The following is a 20776-nucleotide window of genomic DNA, read 5'->3' as shown; positions in this document are numbered from 1 at the left end:
GTAAATCCTGAACGGTAATGAATCTAAAAATTGGAGTAGGAGTCCTTGTAGTAATTTCGGCGCTGGCGGCCGTGTTGGTGGTGATTCCGGGGTATTCGCCGAAGGAACCGGAAACCGTTCAGGCAACCCGGCCTAATGTGATTTTTATTTTTTCCGACGACCACGCCTACCAGGCCATCAGCGCGTACGGCAGCAAGTTGACCAAAACGCCCAACATCGACCGGATTGCGAAAGAAGGAGCGATTCTGTACAACAATGTCGTCACCAATTCCATTTGCGGCCCCAGCCGGGCCACGCTTCTGACCGGGAAATACAGCCACCTCAACGGCTATAAGGTCAACGAGCGGAAGTTTGAAATCAATCAGCCGGTTTTCCCGGAAGAGTTGCAGAAAAACGGCTACCAAACTGCCTGGATCGGAAAAATGCACTTGGGCAGTTTGCCCCACGGGTTCAATTACCTGAACGTGCTGCCGGGGCAGGGGCATTATTACGGCCCAACGTTCATCAACTCCAACGGCGATACAACCCGGTATCCGGGCTATGTGACCAACGTCGTGACGAAACTTTCGCTGGATTGGCTCAACCAACGGGACAAGTCGAAACCGTTTTTTATGGTGGTGGGCCACAAGGCAACACACCGCGAATGGTTGCCCGATTTGCAGGATCTGGGGGCGTATGACAACGTGAATTTTCCACTTCCCGCGACGTTTTATGACAACTACGAAGGTCGGGAAGCCGCCAAGAACCAGGACATGACCATCGACAAAACGATGCGGTTGAAGGAAGACCTGAAAGTGCACGCGGACTACGAGAAAAGCGGGATTTATAACCGGTTTTCGCCCGCCGAGAAAAAAGCATTTTACGACTATTACGAGAACAAAGTCAGTAAGGAATTTGACGAGAAAAAGCTGAGCGGGAAAGCCCTGGCCGAGTGGAAATTCCAGCGGTATCTGCGGGATTATCTGGCTACGGCCAACTCGCTGGATCGCAACATCGGTGAGCTGCTGAATTACCTGGATCAATCGGGTCTGGCGAAAAATACCGTCGTCATTTATGCCTCCGATCAGGGTTTTTACCTGGGCGAACACGGCTGGTTCGACAAGCGGTTTATCTACGAACAATCGCTGAAAACGCCGTTTGTGATTCGGTATCCGGGCGTGATCAAACCGGGAACGCAGGTCAACCAGCTCGTTTCCAATATCGACTGGGCCCCAACCGTGCTGAATTTGACCGGAACCGCCATCCCGAAAGAAATCCAGGGCGAGTCATTTCTGCCGTTGCTGACGGGCAAAAAAGTGTCCTGGCGCAAGGATGCGTATTACCATTACTACGAATATCCGCAGCCGCATCACGTGTATCCACACATCGGATTGCGGGGTGAACAATACAAACTGGTTCGTTTTTACGGGCCGAAAGACTACTGGGAACTGTTTGATCTGAAAAAAGATCCGCAGGAACTTCGGAATGTCTACGGCGTTAAAGGGTATGAAGCGATTACTGCTGACCTGAAAGCGAGACTCAAAGACCAAATCCGGAAATACAAGGATGATGAAGCACTCAAAATTGTGGAAAGTGGGATCTGACAGGAGGTATTGGGGCTATTTAACGATCTTATTTTGTGGCATTTTTCTGACCGGACTGGTGGGTTGCCAGTCGCAGAATCAATCGGCTGAAGAAGCCGCAAAACTCGACAGTGCTGCACACTGCGTGGCGAAGGGAATGCCGTCGCGGTCGGCGGCTGTTCGGCAGGCGGTTTCCGTAACGGCGTCGGGCCAAAACGGCACGGATGACATGGTGTTGATTCCCGGCGGATCGTTTCAGATGGGTTCCGATGAATTTCCCGATTCGCGTCCGCTCCATACCGTCAAAGTCAACGGGTTCTGGATGGACAAGCACGAGGTCACCAATGCCGAATTTGCCCGGTTTGTGGAAGCGACCAAGTACGTAACCGTAGCTGAACGACCGTTGAATCCGAAGGATTACCCCGGTGTTCCGGCGGATAAACTGGTGCCGGGTTCGGCGGTTTTTACACCTCCGAATCAGGCGGTGTCACTCGAAAATCCGCTGGTCTGGTGGCAGTATGTAGCCGGAGCCAGTTGGAAAAAACCGGCCGGACCGCAGAGTGATTTGAAAGGGCGCGAAAACCAGCCGGTGGTGCACGTTTGCTACGAAGATGCGGCTGCCTACGCGAAATGGGCCGGAAAACGACTGCCGACCGAAGCCGAGTGGGAATTTGCCGCGCAGGGCGGTAAAGGCAACCGAAAATACTACTGGGGCGAAGAACTGAAACCGGCGGGCAAATGGGTGGCCAATATTTACCAAGGCAATTTTCCGAACCAGAACACGACGGAAGACGGTTTTGCCGGGATTGCGCCGGTTCAGACGTTTCCGCCGAATCCGTACGGGTTGTATGACATGGACGGTAACGTCTGGGAGTGGTGTCAGGATTTGTACCGCCCTGATTATTACCGGAATAGTCCGAAAGAAAACCCCAAAGGCCCAGCCGACAGCTACGATCCCGACGAACCCGGTGCGGTCAAATACGTGCAGCGGGGCGGTTCGTTCCTGTGCAGCGATCAGTATTGCATCCGCTACAAAGCCGGGAGCCGGGGCAAGGGCGAAGTGAGCAGCGGGAGCGACAACCTAGGCTTTCGGTGTGTGCGGGATCAAAAATAACCCTTATTCCGCCGGTTTTACCTCTTTGACCATCTGCGCCGTAATCAGTTTTTTGTCGGACGAATTCCCCCACGAATTCAGGATGTAATTCATCACATCGGCCACTTCCTGCTCATCCAGACCGGGTTCCGGCATCATATTGTCGTACGTAACCCCGTTCACCTGAATCGGTCCCTGCAAGCCAAATTTGATGGCCTGAATGGCTTTTAAGGGCGTTTTGAGTACGTAATCGGATTTCGCCAGGGGCGGAAACGTCTCGACCACGCCCTCGCCTTTGGCCATATGGCAATTGATACAATTCCCGGCATAGAGCGTTTTGCCCCGCGCTATACTTTTTTCCAGCTCATTTTCCGGATCAGGCAGCATAGCGGAACAAAAAACAAGGCCTGAAAACAGCAGAAGCAGGGGTTTCATCATGTTGAAAAGGTCGAAATTCTGTAAAGGAAATTTTTAGTTGTTATTACTCCGGATTCGAACTGGTTAACGGGATAATCCGGTTGCAAGTTCACGGATCCCCTTTTCTCTAAAACCGAAGGCGGGTTCTACGCTCCGTCCTATCGCACTCTCTCTCTGTACTTTATGGGCATACTACCCATTCAGAAAGCTCCCTGGCTGTTTTAAATACAAGTAAAAAAAGGAATGGCTCAATTATTGCCTCCGACTACCCGTAATTGGTCGGGATCAGGGCCGCAAAGGCTACTGGTGAGTTCGATTTTACCTACTCAACGTAATTTTTATGCATTCAACATTTTACCACCTGAAGAGGCTGGCTTTCGTGTCGGCACTCTTGCTTTTTCATCTGCAAGCCTGGGCCCAGCTCAGCCTGACTTCTCCCCTCAACCGAATCATTTACCAGCGTAATCAGAGCAACAAGGCGGCTATTCCGATCCGCGGCAACTGGCCTGCCAACACCACGCGGATCGATGCCAGAGCCGTCGCCCGGAATGGGCAAGGCCAGACGACCGGCTGGTTTACCATTGCGACCAGCGCCCAGGACGGGCAGTTTCAGGGGAGTTTGCCAGCCGCCGGGGGATGGTATACGCTGGAGGTGCGCGCCATGGCCGGCAGCACACCGGTCGGCACTGCCAGCATCGAACGGGTCGGCGTCGGCGAGGTGTTTGTGGTGGCCGGTCATTCTGTTGCCCAGGGACAGGAGAACAACCTGGCCGGCAGCGACGACGATCGGGTCAATACAGTGCCGGTTTTTCCGGAAACCTCCGCCTATTCGTCCTACGAAAGTACCGCCAATCCCGTCTACCTTCCCCGGAGTTTTGGCCACTACGAATCAGGGGTAACGCCTGCGCCGTTCGCGCACGGCACTTATTTCTGGGCCAAAATGGGGCAGGCACTGACGCAGCGTCTGAATGTTCCGGTTCTGCTTTTCAATGCGGCCTATGGGGGAACCAGCCTGGAGCACTGGGCGAAATCTGCTCTTGGTCAGTCATTTGAACATCCTTTTATCAACTCCTCCATCCGAATGCCGTATATCAATGTCAAAAATACGCTGCAGGTCTATTGCAGCCAAACCGGTATTCGCGGCATTCTCTCCGACCAGGGACAAAACGACTGGAGCAATACCAATGAAGATCAGGTGTTGCAATTCTACCAGACCTGGGTCAATCAGGCCCGTTCCGATATTGGTTTTCCGTCGCTGGCCGTGGTAGTCAATCGGCAAACGCCCTACAAAACACGTCCTGTGATTCGACGCGCGCAGGAACGAATGATTCAAACGCCAAATTGTTTCCCCGGGCCTGACTATGATCTGCTGACGTCCAACGACCGGGCCGATGGGGTTCACCTGACGTTAGCGGGGGCCGCAAAAGCCGCCCAATACTGGTCGAATGCCCTGAGTGATGCCTTTTTCTCGAATTCGACTCCGTATGTGTTGCCAGCTCTTTCTACGGCGCAACCGGTTGAAGAAATCCCAACGGAAAATCCGCCCGTGACGGGCAATTTCGACGGGTATCTGACGCAGGAAGTCAGTTGCAACACGCTTTCGGGCTGGGTGTATGACCGCAACAAGCCCAACAACACGTTTACGGTGGAATTCTTCGACGGCCCTTCCATTGCCGAGGGCGCGCTGATCGGTTCCATCCTGGCCAGCGACTTCCGGCAGCATTTGAAAGATGCGGGCAAGGGCAACGGGGAACACTGGTATGACTTTCCCATTCCTGCCGGACTAAAAGATGGACAAAACCACCGCATCTGGGCGCGGGTGCAGGGCTCTACGTTTGTCTTGAAGTGGGCTCCCAAAACCATCAACTGTGCAGGAACCAGCGTCCCCCCCGCAAATCAGCTCCCTATTCCGCCTTCGGTCTCCGCCTTGGCGGCCACCGAAGGGGCCGGGTTCATCACGAATCCGCTGGCGGTGTTCACCGATCCGGAAAACACACCCCTGACGTATGCGCTGACGGGATTGCCCGCCGGACTGAATTTTGACAGCGGTACGCGGGTAATATCCGGAACACCGACCACGACCGGTACGTTTGAACTGACCTACTCGGCCACCGATCAGGCGGGAGGAAAAAGCAGTACGGTTTTTTCGCTGGTGGTCAATCCTGCGGCCCAACCCATCAATCAGCCGCCGGTGGCACCCCCGGTTTTTTCATTGACCGCAACGGCCAACGTGGTGTATGCTCCGGCGGCTCTGCCCGTTTTCACGGATCCGGAGAACAACCCGCTGACGTACACACTGTCGGGACTGCCATCGGGTCTGTCCTTCGATGCGGGCAACCGGACTTTATCAGGAACACCGACGCAGCAGGGGAGCTTTCCGCTGGTTTACGCAGCCAGTGATGGAAATGGGCAAACCCGCCTGACGATTACGCTGACGGTAGTCGGCGGAACAACACCCGTTGTGACGGGCAACTTCGACGGGTATCTGACGCAGGAAGTCAGTTGCAGCACGCTTTCGGGCTGGGTGTATGACCGCAACAAGCCCAACAACACATTTACGGTGGAATTCTTCGACGGTCCTTCCATTGCCGACGGCACCCTGATCGGCTCCATCCTGGCCAGCGACTTCCGGCAGCATTTGAAAGATGCGGGCAAGGGCAACGGGGAACACTGGTATGACTTTCCCATTCCTGCCGGACTAAAAGATGGACAAAACCATCGTATCTGGGCGCGGGTGCAGGGCTCTACGTTTGTCTTAAAGTGGGCTCCCAAAACCATCAACTGTGCAGGAACCAGCGTTCCCCCCGCAAATCAGCCCCCGGTGGCTCCGGCGGTTTCGGCGCTGACTGCCACGGCCAATACGGCGTACATTTCCGCAGCCTTACCCGCATTTACCGATGCCAACCAGGACCCGCTGACGTATGCGCTGACGGGATTGCCCGCCGGACTGGGTTTCAACAGCGGTTCGCGGGTGATCAGTGGCACGACAACCAGTCAGGGGACGTTCAGTTTGACGTATTCGGCGACCGACAGCAAGAGTGATGCCGTATCAACTACCGTTACGCTGACGGTCAACGCCGGTGGGAGTGGCCCGGTCGATCCTCCGCCGACCAGCGGAGGCAGTGGCGCGGGCAACTATGAAGGCTATCTGGATGTGGTCAGTTGTAGCGGCATTCGGGGTTGGATCTGGGACCGTAACCGACCAAACATGCCCATTACCGTAGAGTTCCTGGACGGGACGACGGTGATCGGTCGCGCAGACGCCAACATTTTCCGCCAGGATTTGCTGAATGCCGGCAAAGGCAACGGAGTACATGGCTACAGCTTCGACGTACCGGTTTCGCTGAAAGATGGCCAATCCCACGTCATCAGTGGTCGGGTGCCGGGAAGCAATTTTACGTTGAAGTGGTCGCCCAAAACCCTCACCTGCCCCAACGGAGGTCGGCAAGGGGTTGAAAGTGCCGAAACAAGTCTGGAGCTAAGCGTGAGCCCTAACCCTAGTCCGGGCCTGGTCGAAATCCGATACCGGGTTATTTCCGACCAGCGGGCGGATTTGCAGATTGTAGATCCGATGGGTCGAACCGTCTGGCAGAAGTCGGTGACGGGCACGGGTCAAATCGAGCGCGAAGCCGTCGATCTGCGTTCATCAGGAACGACACTGTATCTGATTCAGTTGAAAACAAACCAGCAAAACCTGACCAAGCGTCTGCTGATAAGCCGGTAAGGGAATGCGAATTGATACCATAAAAAAACCGGTCTGCTCGCAGACCGGTTTTTTTTATGGATGCTCTTCCAACGGTTTTTCAGCATCGGCTGCTTTCAAAACCGCTTCCAAAACCCCCGGAAATTTAGCTTCAATTTCAGCCAGCCGCAGTGAGGTCAGGCTTTGGGTGCCTTCCGTCCGGATGCGAACGATGCCCGCTTCGCGCAGGACCCGCAGGTGGTGCGACATGGTGGATTTGGCCACCGGCGTGGGAATCGCTCCGCAGGGTTGCTCGCACATCCGGGTTGCCAAACACTGGACAAAGTTCAGGCGGACGGGATCGCTGAGCGCGTGCAACAGGCCCGTTAGCGTGATCTGGTCGAAGGTAGGATGTTGATAGGGTTTCATTTAAGTCTTTCCATTTCTTGCCGGTAGCTGCTGCAAAAAAGGAGTAGCTACATGAATTGATAGTACAACGACGAAGGACGGATAAAAAATTCAATTCTTTTTCAGAATCATGGAACCGATTTCGTTAGCCACGTTGTTCGACATCCATAAAACAATAAAGTTCGATAGTTATAAAACATTAGAACGATAAGGAAAACCTCTATGGAATCTCAACAATCAACCATCCGCACAACGTCACTCATGATCGGGATCATTGTCCTGACGGTGGCCTTTTTTGTGTTTACGCCAAAACTGTTCTCGAATAAAGCCGAACCGATCAAAAAACAGGCCGTTAGTTCGGCTTTGGCTAATGACCCACGGATTACGGCGGATATTTTCGTGGTAAAACCGGAACTCGTGACGGACGACCTGCAAACTACCGGTACCATCGCGGCCAACCAGGAAGTCGATCTGGTGAGCGAAGTGGCCCGCAAACTCACGCGAATGTATGTCCGCGAAGGCAGTTTTGTTCAGCAGGGCATGCTCCTTTTTAAACTGGACGATGCGGATTTGCTGGCAAAAAAGAAAAAAATCGCGCTTCAGGAAAAACTGGCCCGCATCGATGAAAAACGGTTTCGCGAGTTGCTGGCCACCGAAGCCGTCAATCAGCAGGAATACGACCAGATTTTGACGAACCTGAATGTTTTGCAGGCCGAAATGGCGATGGTGGACGTCGATCTGGCTAAAACCGAAATCCGCGCACCGTTTTCCGGCAAACTGGGTCTGAACAAAGTCGATGTCGGCGCGTATGTGACGCCCTCGACGGTTTTAACGTCGCTCAACGATGTGAGTCAGGTCGAAGTGGCGTTCACCATTCCCGAAAAATACGCTTCTGCCGTCCGGATTGGCCAGCCAATTCAGTTTACGACCGAAAACAGCAGCCAGCCTTTCCACGGAAAAGTCGTCGCCACCGAACCCAAAACGGATCTGAACACGCGGAGTTTGCTGGTGAAAGCCATCAGTGCCAACAAGGGCGGCAAGCTCATCCCGGGTTCGTCGGCCAAAATCGCCTTCACACTTCACACGACCAACGACGGTATTCTGATTCCGACGCAGGCCCTGATTCCCAGTGCCAAAGGCTACTCGCTGTTTGCGCTCAAAAACGGCAAAGCCGACCAGCGGGAACTGAAAACCGGCAACCGGACCAAAGGAACCGTTCAGATTCTGGAAGGATTGTCGTTGGGTGATACGGTTTTGACCACCAACCTGCTGCGTCTGGAACCAGGCGTTGCCGTCAGAGCCGCCAGTTTGCGTTAATAGCATCAATGAAATTCCGTCAATTCGGCTCCGGAGGAGCCGAATGTTACTAGTAAATCTGTTCGTTAGCCGAATGCAAGCCCCAGAGGGGCGTCCTGTAAATAGCTTTCCAAGCAGCCAGTGCATTCAAGCCCTGGCGGGGCGGCCTGATTGCGCCAGAAAAGGACGCTCCTCCGGAGCTTAGGTAAATTTTGCGGATGGTTTTGCTATTGACATGCTACCCCTCCGGGGTAAAACCAACATTTCTACTTTTCTGCGTATACCAATAATCGTTACATCCCATTCTGCTTGTTCATTTCGAATAAGAGATTTTAATACAACCAACCATGAGTTTATCAGGAATTAGTATTCAGCGGCCCGTGCTGGCCGGTGTGCTGTCCGTATTGATTATTCTGTTCGGAATTGTCGGATTTTCATACCTCGGAATCCGCGAATACCCGGTCACGGATTCGCCCATTGTGACCGTCACGACCACCTATCCGGGTGCCAGCCCCGACGTCATTGCCTACCAGATTACGAAACCGCTGGAAGAATCCATTGGGGAAGCCAACGGCATTCGCACCATTTCGTCCGTTTCGCGGGAAGCCGCCAGCGTCATTACCGTCGAGTTTAACCTGGATGCTGATCTGGAAGCGGCCGCCAATGATGTGCGTGACAAAGTGACCAAAGCCCGGCGGTTGTTGCCCGGCGACGTGGATGCGCCCATCGTGGAAAAAGCCAATGCCGGTGATATTGTGATCTTTATGGCCGTGGAAAGCAAAACCCGGAGCATTCTGGAAGTGAGCAATATTGCTTCAACGGTGATCAAAGAACGGATGCAAACCATTCCCGGTGTGAAACGCGTGGGGATTGCCGGTGAGAAAAAGTACGCCATGCGGCTGCGCATCGACCCCTCTAAACTGGCGGCTTACCAACTGACGCCCTCGGATATTGAGCAAGCGTTGCGCAAGGAAAACGTCGATTTGCCGTCGGGCCGGGTCGAAGGGGACCAGAACGAACTGACGGTTCGGACGTTGGGCCGACTGACGCAGGAAGCGGATTTTAACAACATGATTATCCGACAGGAAGGCAGCACCATCATTCGGTTTAAAGACATCGGGTTTGCCGAATTGGGTGCCGAAAACGAGCGGACCGCCATCCAGAACAGCCTGAAAGGAAATTCCCCGACGATCGGGGTGTTTGTAGAACCGCAGCGGGGCGCCAATGCCGTCGCCATTGCCGATGAATTTTACCGGCGATTGAAAGAACTGCGCAAGGAAATTCCGGCGGATTACGAACTGACGATTGGCAAAGATTTTACCGAACCCATTCGCGATTCCATTGCCGAAGTGGAAGAAACCCTGTTCATTGCCTTTGGCCTGGTGATTCTGATTCTGTTCATTTTCCTCCGCGACTGGCGTTCCACCATCATTCCGGTGGTGGCCATCCCGGTTTCCATCATCTCGGCTTTTTTCATCATGTACGCGGTCGGTTATTCCATCAACATCCTGACGCTGTTGGCGTTGGTGCTGGCGATTGGCCTCGTGGTCGATGACGCGATTGTGGTGCTGGAAAACATTTACGCCAAAGTCGAAGAAGGCATGAGCCCGATTCAGGCGGCTCTCCAAGGGTCGTCCGAAATCTATTTTGCCGTTATTTCGACTACCATTACGCTGGCAGCGGTTTTTCTGCCGATCCTCTTTTTACCGGGAATTACCGGCAAGCTCTTCCAGGAATTTGCCATCGTTGTGGCCGGTTCGGTGCTGGTGTCGGCTTTCGTGGCCCTGACGCTGTCGCCCATGATGAGTGCGTATTTGCTGAAACGACAGGAAAAACCGAACTGGCTATACCGCAAAACCGAACCGTATTTTGTCGCTCTGAACCGGGGTTACGAGAAATCGCTGGCGTGGTTTCTACGGTTTCGCTGGACGGCTTTCGTCGCGCTGGCGGCCACATTTGTCCTGATTTACGTCATTGGCAAACAACTCCCGTCGGAACTCGCGCCCCTGGAAGACCGCTCCCAGATCAGTCTGGCGGTTTTGGCACCGGAAGGCTCGTCGTATGAATACACCGAAAAATACATGAGCGAGATTGCCAAATTTTCGGTCGATTCCACACCCGGTTTGTTCCAGACGTACTCCATTCTGGCGTTGACGTTTGGCCCACCGGCTCCGGTCAACCTCGCGATTCAGAATACCTTTCTGAAAAAAGCGGACCAACGAACGACATCCCAGGCCGACGTCTTTCAGATTTACGCCCGGAATGCACAGAATTTCAGGGGGGTACTGGTCTTTCCGGTTCAGCCGCCCACCATCGGGAGCCGGTTTGGTCAGGCGCAACCCGTTCAATATGTGTTGCAGGCTCAAAGTCTGGCGGCCATCACCGAGGTGCTTCCCAAGTTTCTGGCCGAAGCCCGAAAAAGCGAGGTGTTGCGGTTTGTCGATTCGGATTTGAAAGTGAATAAGCCGGAACTGGTGCTGAAAATTGACCGGGATAAAGCCGCCGAATTGGGGATTTCCGTGGTCGAAATTGCGCGCGGTTTGCAACTGGCGCTGAGTGGCCAACGCTACGGCTATTTCATTTACAACGACCGGCAATACGAAGTCATCGGGCAACTGCAACGTCAGGAACGCGATACGCCTTATGACCTGAAAGCGATGTTTGTCCGCACCCGAACCGGTGACATGGTTTCGCTGGAAAACCTCGTTTCGTTCCGGGAAAGCATCAGTCCGGCGGCCATTTACCGCTACGATCAGGCCATTTCGGCGACGGTTTCGGGCGGTCTGGCACCGGGAAAAACCATTGGCGACGGCGTTGAAGAGATGAATCGCATTGCCAAAAAAGTCCTGCCACCCACCATCAAAACATCGCTGGCCGGTGAGTCCCGGGATTTTTCGGAGAGTTCGTCGAGCCTGTTGTATGCGTTCATTTTCGCGCTGGTACTGATTTATTTGATTCTGGCCGCTCAGTTCGAAAGCCTGGTCGATCCATTTATCATTCTGCTGACGGTGCCGATGGCGATGACCGGTGCGCTGCTCAGCCTCTGGCTTTTCGGCCAAACGCTGAATATTTTCAGCCAGATCGGGATCATCACGCTGATCGGTTTGATTACCAAAAACGGGATTCTGATTGTCGAGTTCGCCAACCACAGCAAGGAGCAGGGACTGAGTACGCTGGAAGCCGCCAAAGTGGCCGCAGCTTCGCGGTTCCGCCCGATTCTGATGACCAGTCTGGCGATGATTTTTGGCGCGATCCCCATTGCGCTCACCGAAAACAGCCGTAATTCCCTCGGAACCGTCATCGTCGGCGGTCTGCTGTTCGCCGGTTTATTGACGCTCTACATCATCCCCGCCGTGTATTCCTATTTTTCCCGCGTTCCGAAGACGAAAAAAGAAGAAGTGCTGGAACTGGTCTGACGGTTTTCGTACATCTGACAGCTTTCGTAAAACGGTATACGATTCATTCCGTAGGAATTCAACAGCGCAGCGTCGGTAGCACCAAAGAGTCGTCTTCTTAAACCCATGTGCCGTAAGGTACATAACCCGTCGCATACCTGACGGCACGCTGGCACGGAGGGACACCTTTACCTACCGACGCTGCGCTGTTGAATCCCTACGGGATAAAATAGGTCGAAGAAGGCAGGTTTTGGTTTCTACCGACGCTACGCTGTTGATCCCTGCGGGATAAAACGGTTGACGGTTGATTTCGTAGGGATTCAACGGGTTGACGCTTTGATAAATTACACATGAACAATGAATTAACTTTTTTATGAAACCGCTTATTTATAAAATTATCCTTGTTACTATCTCGATTCTCCTCCTCACGGGAAAACCGGCCTTCGCGCAGGTTCGACCGCTGACGATGGAAAACGCCGTGAAGCTGGCGCTGGAGAAAAACCGTGATTTGCAGGTCGCGACGCTGGAAACCGCCAAGTCGGCGCAGAAAGTCCGCGAAGCCCGGAGTTACGCCTTACCCACAGTGGCGGCTTCGGCCCAATACCTGTATTTGCCACAGAAGCAGGTTTCGTTTTTGCCGGGCAGTTTCGTCGGTCTGGGCGAAAATCAGTTGGCCACGTTCCGGGTCGGCGGATCGAATGCGTTTGTGGGCGGTGTTGCGGTGTCGCAACCGCTTTTTCAGGCCGGTATCCGGTCCGGGATTCGGGCCGCGCAGATTTACGAAAACGCATCGGCTGAAGGTTTGAATGAGGTTCGGGCTAGCGTAGTAACCGATGTCAAAAAAGCGTATCTGGATGTGTTGATTACGCAGGAACAACTGCGGCTTCAGGAACAGAGTCTTTTGCGCAACGAACAGGCGCTGCGGGATTCCCGCTCGCTGCTGGCGCAGGGCCGGGCGTCGCGGGTGGATACGTTGCGGGCGTTTGTGTCGACCGAAAATCTCCGACCGGAAATCAGTCGCCTGAACAACCGGGTGGAAATCACCAAAACGATTTTGAAACGCACGATGGGGCTGGACGAGCAGGAAGCGATTGCATTGCAGGATTCGTTGCGGTATGATAAAACCGGGTTTGTCACACCCGGAACCGATGCGTTTTTTGAAGCCGTTCAGGCGCGGCCGGAAGTGCACCGGCTGGAATTGACGGAGAAACTGAACCGGGAACAAATTGCCTTACAAACCGCCGAACGCGCGCCCAAACTGTCGGCGATTGGCCTGCTTCAATCGCAGGCACAAGCCAATCATTTAAAGCTGGCGGACTATAGCTGGCCGCTCAGTTCGTACGTCGGTCTGCAAGTGAACGTGCCGATTTTCAGCGGTTTCCGAACGGTTTCCCGAATTCAGCAGGCGGTTATTACCCGGCAGCAGAGCGAAACGCAGTTGGTCAATCTGAAGGAAATGGTTCGCGCCGAGGTCAAAATTGGCCTTTCCAACGTGGAAGAGGCCCGGCTTCGGATCGAAACCCAGCGGCAAACCGTAACCGTAGCCGAACTGGGTTACCGCATCACCCGTGACCGCTGGAAACAGGGCATTGCGTCGCGGCTGGAGCTTTCCGACGCTGAACTGTCGCTCACCCAGGCCAAATCCAACCATTTGCAGGCGGTTTACGATTTCCTGACCGCGTCGGTGGAGTTGGACAAGGTGATGGGGCGAATTCGATAAAAAGGGAGAAGAAAGAGGATAGACCAGAGAATAGAGACGGAACCGCTGTGTTCAATGGTCTTTATTCTCTGGTCTATCCTCTCTTGTCTTAATACGAAACCGGGCCATAAACCAGCCGCAAATACCGCTTCTGCAAGTTGGAAAAATACGTCCAGAGGAGTAAGGATCCAATGAACAAGGCGCTGACCGACAGGGGATCATGGAGGTACGGAATGATCATCAAAACCAACAGCGAAAACCGGCTGATTTCCAGGTAAAACACCCACTGCCGCTGTTCGAGCAAGGCCCCGCAGTTGACCAGCGTAATGAGGATGAACAGGGAAATCAACACCTGATGGTAGACCATAACCTGGTTTTCCAGAAGAAGGAAGACGAATAGAATGCTCAGAATACCAATGAGTTGCCCCAATACGTAACCCCGAAACCGGCGGCTGGTGGCATGAACGGTCGACCGAGACAAAAACCGCTTTTCCAGTACGTCCCGAACTTCCGGGTCAATGTCGTCCGGGCGGCCAAAGAGGACTTTGATTTTGGGAACAAAACCCGGTGTGCGCCGAACGGTTTCGGCCAGTTCCATCATAAAATGGAATTGCTGCCACAAAAAACTGTGGCTTTCGAGCGGTTTGGTCAACCCGTAAACCAACTCGTTGGCGTCTTCTTTTTCTTCGACAAACGTGCCGAACAGTTTGTCCCAGATGATCAGGACGTCGCCGTAATTTTTGTCGAGGTATTCGGGGTTGCTGGCGTGGTGAACGCGGTGGTGCGAGGGCGTCACCAGAATGTATTCCAGCCAGCCGAGTTTGCCAATGGTGCGGGTATGAATAAAGAACGGGTATAAACCGTGCAGAATCAGCATGGTCGAAATCATCCCGGCCGGAAAACCGATCAGGGGCAGAATCGTCCAGAAACCGGTTCGGATGAGGGCTTGAAAAACCGTGATCCGGGCGGAGGTCGTATAGTTGAAGTCCTCACTCTGGTGGTGAACGACGTGGGCACTCCAGAACAAATTGATCTCGTGGGCCAGCCGATGGTACCAGTACCAGACCAGGTCGGTTGCCAGAAACAGCGCCACCCAGCCTAGCACGCCCGGTTTCAGATCAAAAATCGCGTAGTGTTTGTGAATGTAGTCGTAGACGAAATAAAAAGCACCGACGGTGAAGGTGTCAAGCAGTCGTTCGGCAATGCCAACGTTGATGTTGGCGACTGAATTGTTGAATCGAAAATAGTCCTTTTTCTGCCATTTGGAAACCAGATATTCCAAACCCATAAAGAACAGAAAAAAAGGGACAGCGAAAGCCATCCAGTTTAGTCCCAGAGATTCCATACGTGTTGTCTACAAAAAATTATAAAAAAACTGACTAGAAGATTATCTTTTAATCGTTTTCATACGTGAGTCTGTGTCAATTCGCAGAGAGAGAGCAATAAGGCTCCCGGCTTTACAGACAACGATTCGAGTCTATTGACCAGGAAATGCAGTGAATCGTTGCGGCTTCATTCTGCGAATAACGTATATACGCGTTAAAACAGTTCGCTCAGGGGTTATCTTTCTTTAATGATATTTGTCAGTCGATTTAATTTGCACGTTACCCGGCTAATCGCGATAGAATTCCGGTTATAACCGGCAGAGACGTTCACCGGCCTCCCGCAACACATCGTCGTCTTTGGCGAAACAGAAACGCAGGATGTTGTAGTCATTCTTCTGGCGGTAAAACACCGAAACCGGGATCGACGCGACGCCAATTTCTTTGGTCAGCCGAATCGCCAGATCATAGTCCGGCTCATCCGTAATGGCCTGATAAGAAACGGTTTGAAAGAAACTGCCTTCCGTGGGCTGGAACTGAAACCGGGAGCCGCGAAGGCAGTCGAGAAACAAATCCCGCTTGCGTTCGTAAAAAGCCGGCAGCGTTTCGTAGTGTTCCGGATTTTTCAGATAATCGGCCAGCGCGTATTGAACCGGTGTGATGGTGCTAAACGTCAGGTACTGGTGGATTTTACGAAACTCAACGCTTAATTCTTTAGGTGCCAGACAATACCCGATTTTCCAGCCCGTAACGTGAAACGTTTTCCCGAAGGAGCCGCAGACAAACGTTCGTTCCTGCAAAACCGGGTGCGTCGCCAGCGAGCGGTGCGGTCGACCATCGAACCGGATGTGTTCGTAAACTTCATCGCTTACGATCCAGATGTCCCGGTGGTGCACCAGCGCGGCCAGTTGTGCCAGATCTTCCGCCGTCCAGACGCGGCCCGTCGGGTTTTGGGGCGTATTGACGATGATGAGCCGGGTTTTGTCCGTGATTTTACTGCGAACCTCGGCCCAGTCGATGCCGTATGTCGGGGGCATCAGGGTGACGAGAACCGGAATGCCGCCGTTCAGTTCGATGGCCGGAATGTAGCTGTCGTAGGCCGGTTCGAAAACGATGGCTTCGTCGCCGGGCCGGATCACCGCCGTGATGGCGGCAAACAACGCTTCCGTGGCACCGGACGTAACGGTCACTTCGGTTTCGGGATGGTAGGAGACGCCGTAGAGTTGTTCCGTTTTCCGGGCCAGTGCTTCGCGTAAGGCCGGAACGCCCGTCATCGGTGCATACTGGTTAAATCCTGTTTTCATGTACTGGTCCACCAAAGCAACCAGCTCGGGTGAACAGTCGAAACCGGGGAATCCCTGCGACAAGTTAAGGGCCCCCGTGTCGGTCGCTAATTTCGACATAACCGTGAAAATGGTCGTTCCCACCCACGGTAATTTGGAGGACAAGGCACGCGAAGTTGGTACATTCATGGGTTTAAACGACAAGGTCAATGGTCTACCGTACCAATAGAGTCGATTGATTACGGCGGTGATTCAGCCCAATTGACCCTGAAAAGTACAAAAAAATAGAATACGTCAATCAGTACTATACTTTTTCTATAAAAATTGTAGGGATAATCTCATCTAACCAACAACTGCTTAGTTGACCGGCGGTTTTACTACTTTCAGAATTCCCTTCATCACCCGCCAGTGGCCGGGGAACGAACAGATGAACGGATAGTCGCCGGGAACATCCGGGGCTTTGAACTCAAGCCGGTAGTTTTGACCGGCGTTGACCAATGGTGTCGCAAACAGGACTTCGGGCAGGTTGGGAACAAAGTTTTTCTCAAAACCGTCTTTCAGGGTCGCCATGGCGTCGGCAGCTTGGCCCACTTTCTCCACGGCATCCGGTTTCAGAATGACCACATTGTGGGGCATCAGGTCCGGATTTTCGAATACCAGCGAAACATACCGGCCCGTTTGCATGCGGATGGTGTCTTGATCGAACAGCATTTTGGCCGGAACAGCCGCCAGCCGAACCTCCTTGGTTCCGCTGTTTTCCAGCATGGCCAGCGGAGCAGCGGCTGCCTGGGGCGGTAATTTTTGCGCCAGTTTTTTGCCGAGCGTAATCGCCTGATTATAAGGGACAGTATTCCGCTGATTATCGGGCGTAGTATCCAGCCAGGCGATGAAGTTTTTCAGAACCGAACCGCGTTCGGCCTCGTAGCCCGGCATCGAAAACAGCACCTCGTAGGCGGTGGCATGAACCGGGTAAAAAGGCGAATCGGTTCCTTTCAGGCCCGGATCCGATTGTGTTTTTCGGAGTTCATCGGGCACCTCGCGGGTCAGTGTTTTTACTTTTTCACGAAGCGCGGTTTGCCGATCCGGATTGGTCAGCCTGGAAATACCGCGCAGGTAATTCACGAGATTAGCCGTATTCTGTGAAGCCGTCCCCCAAACCCGTTGATCCGACTGGTCGAGGGTGATCAGTGCCGCAAAAGCGGCTGATTGCGTGACCCGATTCGGGGAAGACAATAAGCCCAATAATTGGTGTTCAGCCGCTTTCAACTCCGTCGGATTCCAGTTTAACAGAATGGAAACCATGTCATTGCCACCGGTTTGCCCGCCGTTTTCATCCACCTGCGCCGGTTTTTTTAGTAGGGTTTCGATCAGGAATGCCACCGGGCTGATCGACCGCTCTTTGGACAGCGTTCGGATGGCCTGCACTTTCAGCTCCGGTTTTACGTCTTTTTTAGTCAGCAAGGCGTTTAAAACCGGGCTTGTTTGGGGTAACGATTGCAGTTCATCGGCGGTGGCGCGTTCCAGCAAATAGGCAGCGGCTTGGGGGTTGTCGGCCAGAAACGCCGGATTTTGTTTGAAACCGGATAACCAGACCGGTTTTAGATACGTAAACGTCTCATTGATCGCATAGTCGAGGGAATAATCCGTCGGGTATTTCAATACATCCAATGCCGTAGTCAGGGCTTTTTCGCCGGAAAAATGACTCAGGGCGATGATGGCTTCGAGCCGAACCCGGGGCGATTCGTCGTTGATTAGCTCCCGAAACCGGTCCAGCGGATTGGTCAGCCGGTCTCGCCAGTAAAACAGCACGCGGGTCGCAGCCGCTCGGGCCCGGTAATTTTTGGCGTGTAACAAGGTCGTCAGCAGGCTTTCGTCGACGACGTCGAAATCCTGAAAAAGCCACAGCGCTTCCAGTTGATGAAGTTCATAATCGGGGTGGTTTTTATCTAACTTGGTGACCCATTTGCGGAGTTCCGGCACCACTTTTTCCGGACTCTGTTCCCGGAGCCGCATCCGTGAGCGATACCGAAAACGGTCTTCGTACCCTTTCAAATTGTTCAGTAAGTTCGGAATGGTCTGCCCGGAAATGTCCCTGGTTGTCAGCAACGGATTCGCTTTGTAGGTAATCCGCCAGATGCGTCCGTGCCGTTTATCGCGTGCCGGATCGCGCGGTGGGTTTTCGCCGTGCGAGATCAGCGGGTTATACCAGTCGACCACGTAGAGGGCGCCGTCGGGACCAAATTTCAAATCAACCGGGCGAAAGTTCGGGTCCGACGATTGCAGCAGCGGTTCCACTTCCTTACTCGTCAGCCCCGACCCGGTTTCGATGAGCTGGTGCTGTTTGATGCCCTGAAAACCGATGGCGTTGTTGATCAGGAAATTTCCCTGCACATGGTCCGGAAACTGGCGGCTCGATACGATCTCGATACCCGCCGTCGGGCGGACCCGCGTCGTGGTAAACGTGTTGATTCGGGGGTGTTTATCGGGGTAATCGATTTTCCCGCGCAGGGGTGTGGCGTCATAATTCGAACCGTCCGACGCATCGGCGATCAGGTGAATGCCCCAGCGCTGGAACACGTTTCCCCAGGGATTGTTGTAGCCGTACGAAATATACTGGCTCAATTTGCCCGTTCGGGGCTCATAGCGATACGTGGCCCCCGTGTAGGTGCGCACCGGGCCGTAGGGCGTTTCGACCTGCGTATTCAGAAAAGTCCCTTCGTGAAAATACAGTGCGCCATCCTGACCGTACGTAAACGCGTGGGTGGCATGGTGGCTGTCTTCTGCGCCAAAACCCGTCAGAACCATCTCGCGCACATCGGCTTTATCGTCGCCATCGGTGTCTTTTAAAAACAGAATATCCGGTTCCTGCGACACGTAAATACCGCCGTTTCCAAACTCAAACCCCAGCGGCAGGTACAGATTGTCGGCAAAAACCGTGTGCTTATCGGCCCGTCCGTCGCCGTTGGTATCTTCCAGAATCAGGATTTTGTCGTGGACCGGAATGCCTGGAATATACTGCGGATACGTCGGCATCGTGGCAACCCACAACCGTCCTTTGGCATCGAACGCCATGGAAACCGGTTTGGCCAGCGGAAAGTCTTTTTCGGAGGCAAACAGGTTGATTTCGTAGCCTTTGGGTAACGTAAACTTCTCGGTCGTAGCGGGTTGTAGTGCGCCTTCGGCAACAGAAGTGTGGTGGGCGTGGGCGTCTTTGGCGAGCGGTCGGCTTTGTTTTCCGGTCATGTGCGTCACCAGAAAGGCCGCCTGAGCCGCCGGGTTGGATCGCTCGTCCACAATCGCAACGGCTTTTTGATACGCTTCCGTTCCCGAGGTATTCCCCAGTTTCCAGACCACTGAATCGAGCGAGGCCACCATCCGGTTCAGTTTCCGCAATTCCGGTGGGAACGAGATGACGCCGAACGGTTCTTTCCGCCGACCGTAGATGTATTCGCCATTGACGGCCCGCCAGCGGTAGAAAAAATGATCGTCCTTCATTTTAATCACCTGCCGCAGCTTCGTTGAATGCTCCGTTGTGAGGTTTAAGGCGACGGTTTTGGCGTTGAAACCCAGTTGCCGGGCCATCCAGCGGGCCGTTTCCTGATAGCCTTTGTCATTCAGGTGGATACCGTTGATGGTGATCGGTTCGCCCGGTTTTGCGGTCATCCGGGCCAGCGACGGTTTGAACAAGTCGATAAAAACGAGGTGTTGCGATGCCGCTACGTTCCGCATGGCTTCGGTATAAACCGCCAGATTCTCGTTGTGTGAAACCGGGTCGGGCCAGTGGCCACCGCGTTTTTCGTGGGCAATCGGCGACACCAGCACCAGTTGTGGAATCGAACGTCCGTTGAATTTTTGGGCTTGCAGGAGCTGAATAAACCGGCTCAGATCCTGTTCAAACTGCGGCAAACCGGCTTTTCCCTTGAACGACTCGTTCATGCCGAAACACAGGAAAATGATGTCGGCTTTCTGCTCGGTCAGGTCGTGATACAAACCTTCGATGTTGAGGGCGACCGGCATTTTGATCGGTTTGTCGTACCAGCTTCGGAACGACAGGTCCTGCGGGTCTTCGGTCGTTTTGGGGGCGTCTTCGCCAAACCACGGAAAGTTGAGGGGACGCGGTTGAAGAGCCACTTCGTCGGCACTCCAGCCCATGTTCCGCAGCGTCAGTTGCCGGTCCGGATAATTCCTCTGAAGTAAAGTCTCGAAATAGTTGTAATACCGCATCCGGTCGGCAAAGGTGTTGCCGAGCAGAATGATGTGGTCGTTTTTTTGGGGATTGAATACCGCAGCCTTGTGTTGTCCCGCTGCCGGGTTCGAGGCAAAATAAGTGAATAGGAGAATCAGAAGGCTGGTTTTCAGGAAGTACCGGTTCATGGCTCAGGCGTTGGTATCGGGTAATACATCCGTAAAAGCCGGTAGCCTTTTAGATACTACTTTCCATTTGATAATCACCCTCAGGATTTAGCCCTTCTGGTTACCCCGGAGGGGTATTCCGTAAATAGAAATGCGCGATCTATACCGCTGATTTTAGCCCCGGCAGGGGCGTACTACGTTTTATCAGAACGCCCCTGACGGGGCTTGGAATACGGATTTACGGGCTGTTTCTATTTACGAAGACC

General features: G+C 53.6%; 11 protein-coding genes. 6 read left to right on the top strand and 5 right to left on the bottom strand.

Annotated features, from left to right (window positions below):
* The first annotated feature begins 17 nt into the window (after positions 1-17).
* Complete coding sequence (locus ACS5NO_RS16485; protein ID WP_439416191.1) at positions 18-1583, top strand: sulfatase family protein; 1566 nt, start codon at positions 18-20, stop codon at positions 1581-1583.
* A complete protein-coding gene (locus tag ACS5NO_RS16480) occupies positions 1549-2676 on the top strand; it encodes a formylglycine-generating enzyme family protein (RefSeq protein WP_439416190.1) in 1128 nt (375 codons plus the stop codon). The genes ACS5NO_RS16485 and ACS5NO_RS16480 overlap by 35 nt, the downstream gene beginning before the upstream one ends.
* 3 nt (positions 2677-2679) lie before the next feature.
* Here the strand turns inward: ACS5NO_RS16480 and ACS5NO_RS16475 are convergent, their stop codons facing one another.
* The gene (locus ACS5NO_RS16475) at positions 2680-3090 is read right to left on the bottom strand and encodes a c-type cytochrome (protein ID WP_439416189.1); all 411 of its coding nucleotides are present in this window, start codon (positions 3088-3090) and stop codon (positions 2680-2682) included.
* Between the two features lie 322 nt (positions 3091-3412).
* On the opposite strand from ACS5NO_RS16475, the gene ACS5NO_RS16470 reads away from it, so the two are divergent.
* Positions 3413-6796 (top strand): putative Ig domain-containing protein, encoded by a 3384-nt coding sequence (locus ACS5NO_RS16470; protein WP_439416188.1) that lies wholly within the window; start codon positions 3413-3415, stop codon positions 6794-6796.
* Between the two features lie 54 nt (positions 6797-6850).
* Here the strand turns inward: ACS5NO_RS16470 and ACS5NO_RS16465 are convergent, their stop codons facing one another.
* Complete coding sequence (locus ACS5NO_RS16465) at positions 6851-7183, bottom strand: ArsR/SmtB family transcription factor (protein WP_439416187.1); 333 nt, start codon at positions 7181-7183, stop codon at positions 6851-6853.
* A gap of 201 nt (positions 7184-7384) precedes the next feature.
* Here ACS5NO_RS16465 and ACS5NO_RS16460 point away from each other — a divergent pair, with 201 nt between their 5' ends.
* The 3 genes from ACS5NO_RS16460 (at position 7385) to ACS5NO_RS16450 (ending at position 13573) form a co-directional block, all read left to right on the top strand.
* A complete protein-coding gene (locus ACS5NO_RS16460; protein WP_439416186.1) occupies positions 7385-8479 on the top strand; it encodes an efflux RND transporter periplasmic adaptor subunit in 1095 nt (364 codons plus the stop codon).
* Between the two features lie 326 nt (positions 8480-8805).
* Positions 8806-11874 (top strand): efflux RND transporter permease subunit, encoded by a 3069-nt coding sequence (locus ACS5NO_RS16455; RefSeq protein WP_439416185.1) that lies wholly within the window; start codon positions 8806-8808, stop codon positions 11872-11874.
* A gap of 352 nt (positions 11875-12226) precedes the next feature.
* Entirely contained in the window at positions 12227-13573 is a 1347-nt protein-coding gene (locus ACS5NO_RS16450) for a TolC family protein (protein ID WP_439416184.1), read from the top strand.
* Positions 13574-13661: 88 nt separating this feature from the next.
* Here the strand turns inward: ACS5NO_RS16450 and ACS5NO_RS16445 are convergent, their stop codons facing one another.
* The 3 genes from ACS5NO_RS16445 to ACS5NO_RS16435 form a co-directional block, all read right to left on the bottom strand.
* Positions 13662-14897, bottom strand: coding sequence for a sterol desaturase family protein (locus tag ACS5NO_RS16445; RefSeq protein ID WP_439416183.1), 1236 nt, complete (start codon positions 14895-14897; stop codon positions 13662-13664).
* Between the two features lie 288 nt (positions 14898-15185).
* Positions 15186-16346: a methionine aminotransferase gene (locus ACS5NO_RS16440; RefSeq protein ID WP_439416182.1), complete on the bottom strand. Its 1161-nt coding sequence runs from the start codon at positions 16344-16346 to the stop codon at positions 15186-15188.
* Positions 16347-16514: 168 nt separating this feature from the next.
* Positions 16515-20531: a PVC-type heme-binding CxxCH protein gene (locus ACS5NO_RS16435; RefSeq protein ID WP_439416181.1), complete on the bottom strand. Its 4017-nt coding sequence runs from the start codon at positions 20529-20531 to the stop codon at positions 16515-16517.
* Positions 20532-20776 lie beyond the last annotated feature (245 nt).

Source organism: Larkinella fluvii, assembly GCF_051857545.1.
GTDB lineage: Bacteria > Bacteroidota > Bacteroidia > Cytophagales > Spirosomataceae > Larkinella.
This window is presented reverse-complemented; position numbering and strand designations above follow the sequence as displayed.

What these genes read in the sequence shown, in the direction of transcription:
- ACS5NO_RS16485 (WP_439416191.1), top strand. Translation starts at nt 18, where the DNA reads ATGAATCTAAAAATTGGAGTAGGAGTCCTTGTAGTAATTTCGGCGCTG.
- ACS5NO_RS16480 (WP_439416190.1), top strand. Translation starts at nt 1,549, where the DNA reads ATGAAGCACTCAAAATTGTGGAAAGTGGGATCTGACAGGAGGTATTGG.
- ACS5NO_RS16475 (WP_439416189.1), bottom strand. Translation starts at nt 3,090, where the DNA reads ATGAAACCCCTGCTTCTGCTGTTTTCAGGCCTTGTTTTTTGTTCCGCT.
- ACS5NO_RS16470 (WP_439416188.1), top strand. Translation starts at nt 3,413, where the DNA reads ATGCATTCAACATTTTACCACCTGAAGAGGCTGGCTTTCGTGTCGGCA.
- ACS5NO_RS16465 (WP_439416187.1), bottom strand. Translation starts at nt 7,183, where the DNA reads ATGAAACCCTATCAACATCCTACCTTCGACCAGATCACGCTAACGGGC.
- ACS5NO_RS16460 (WP_439416186.1), top strand. Translation starts at nt 7,385, where the DNA reads ATGGAATCTCAACAATCAACCATCCGCACAACGTCACTCATGATCGGG.
- ACS5NO_RS16455 (WP_439416185.1), top strand. Translation starts at nt 8,806, where the DNA reads ATGAGTTTATCAGGAATTAGTATTCAGCGGCCCGTGCTGGCCGGTGTG.
- ACS5NO_RS16450 (WP_439416184.1), top strand. Translation starts at nt 12,227, where the DNA reads ATGAAACCGCTTATTTATAAAATTATCCTTGTTACTATCTCGATTCTC.
- ACS5NO_RS16445 (WP_439416183.1), bottom strand. Translation starts at nt 14,897, where the DNA reads ATGGAATCTCTGGGACTAAACTGGATGGCTTTCGCTGTCCCTTTTTTT.
- ACS5NO_RS16440 (WP_439416182.1), bottom strand. Translation starts at nt 16,346, where the DNA reads ATGAATGTACCAACTTCGCGTGCCTTGTCCTCCAAATTACCGTGGGTG.
- ACS5NO_RS16435 (WP_439416181.1), bottom strand. Translation starts at nt 20,531, where the DNA reads ATGAACCGGTACTTCCTGAAAACCAGCCTTCTGATTCTCCTATTCACT.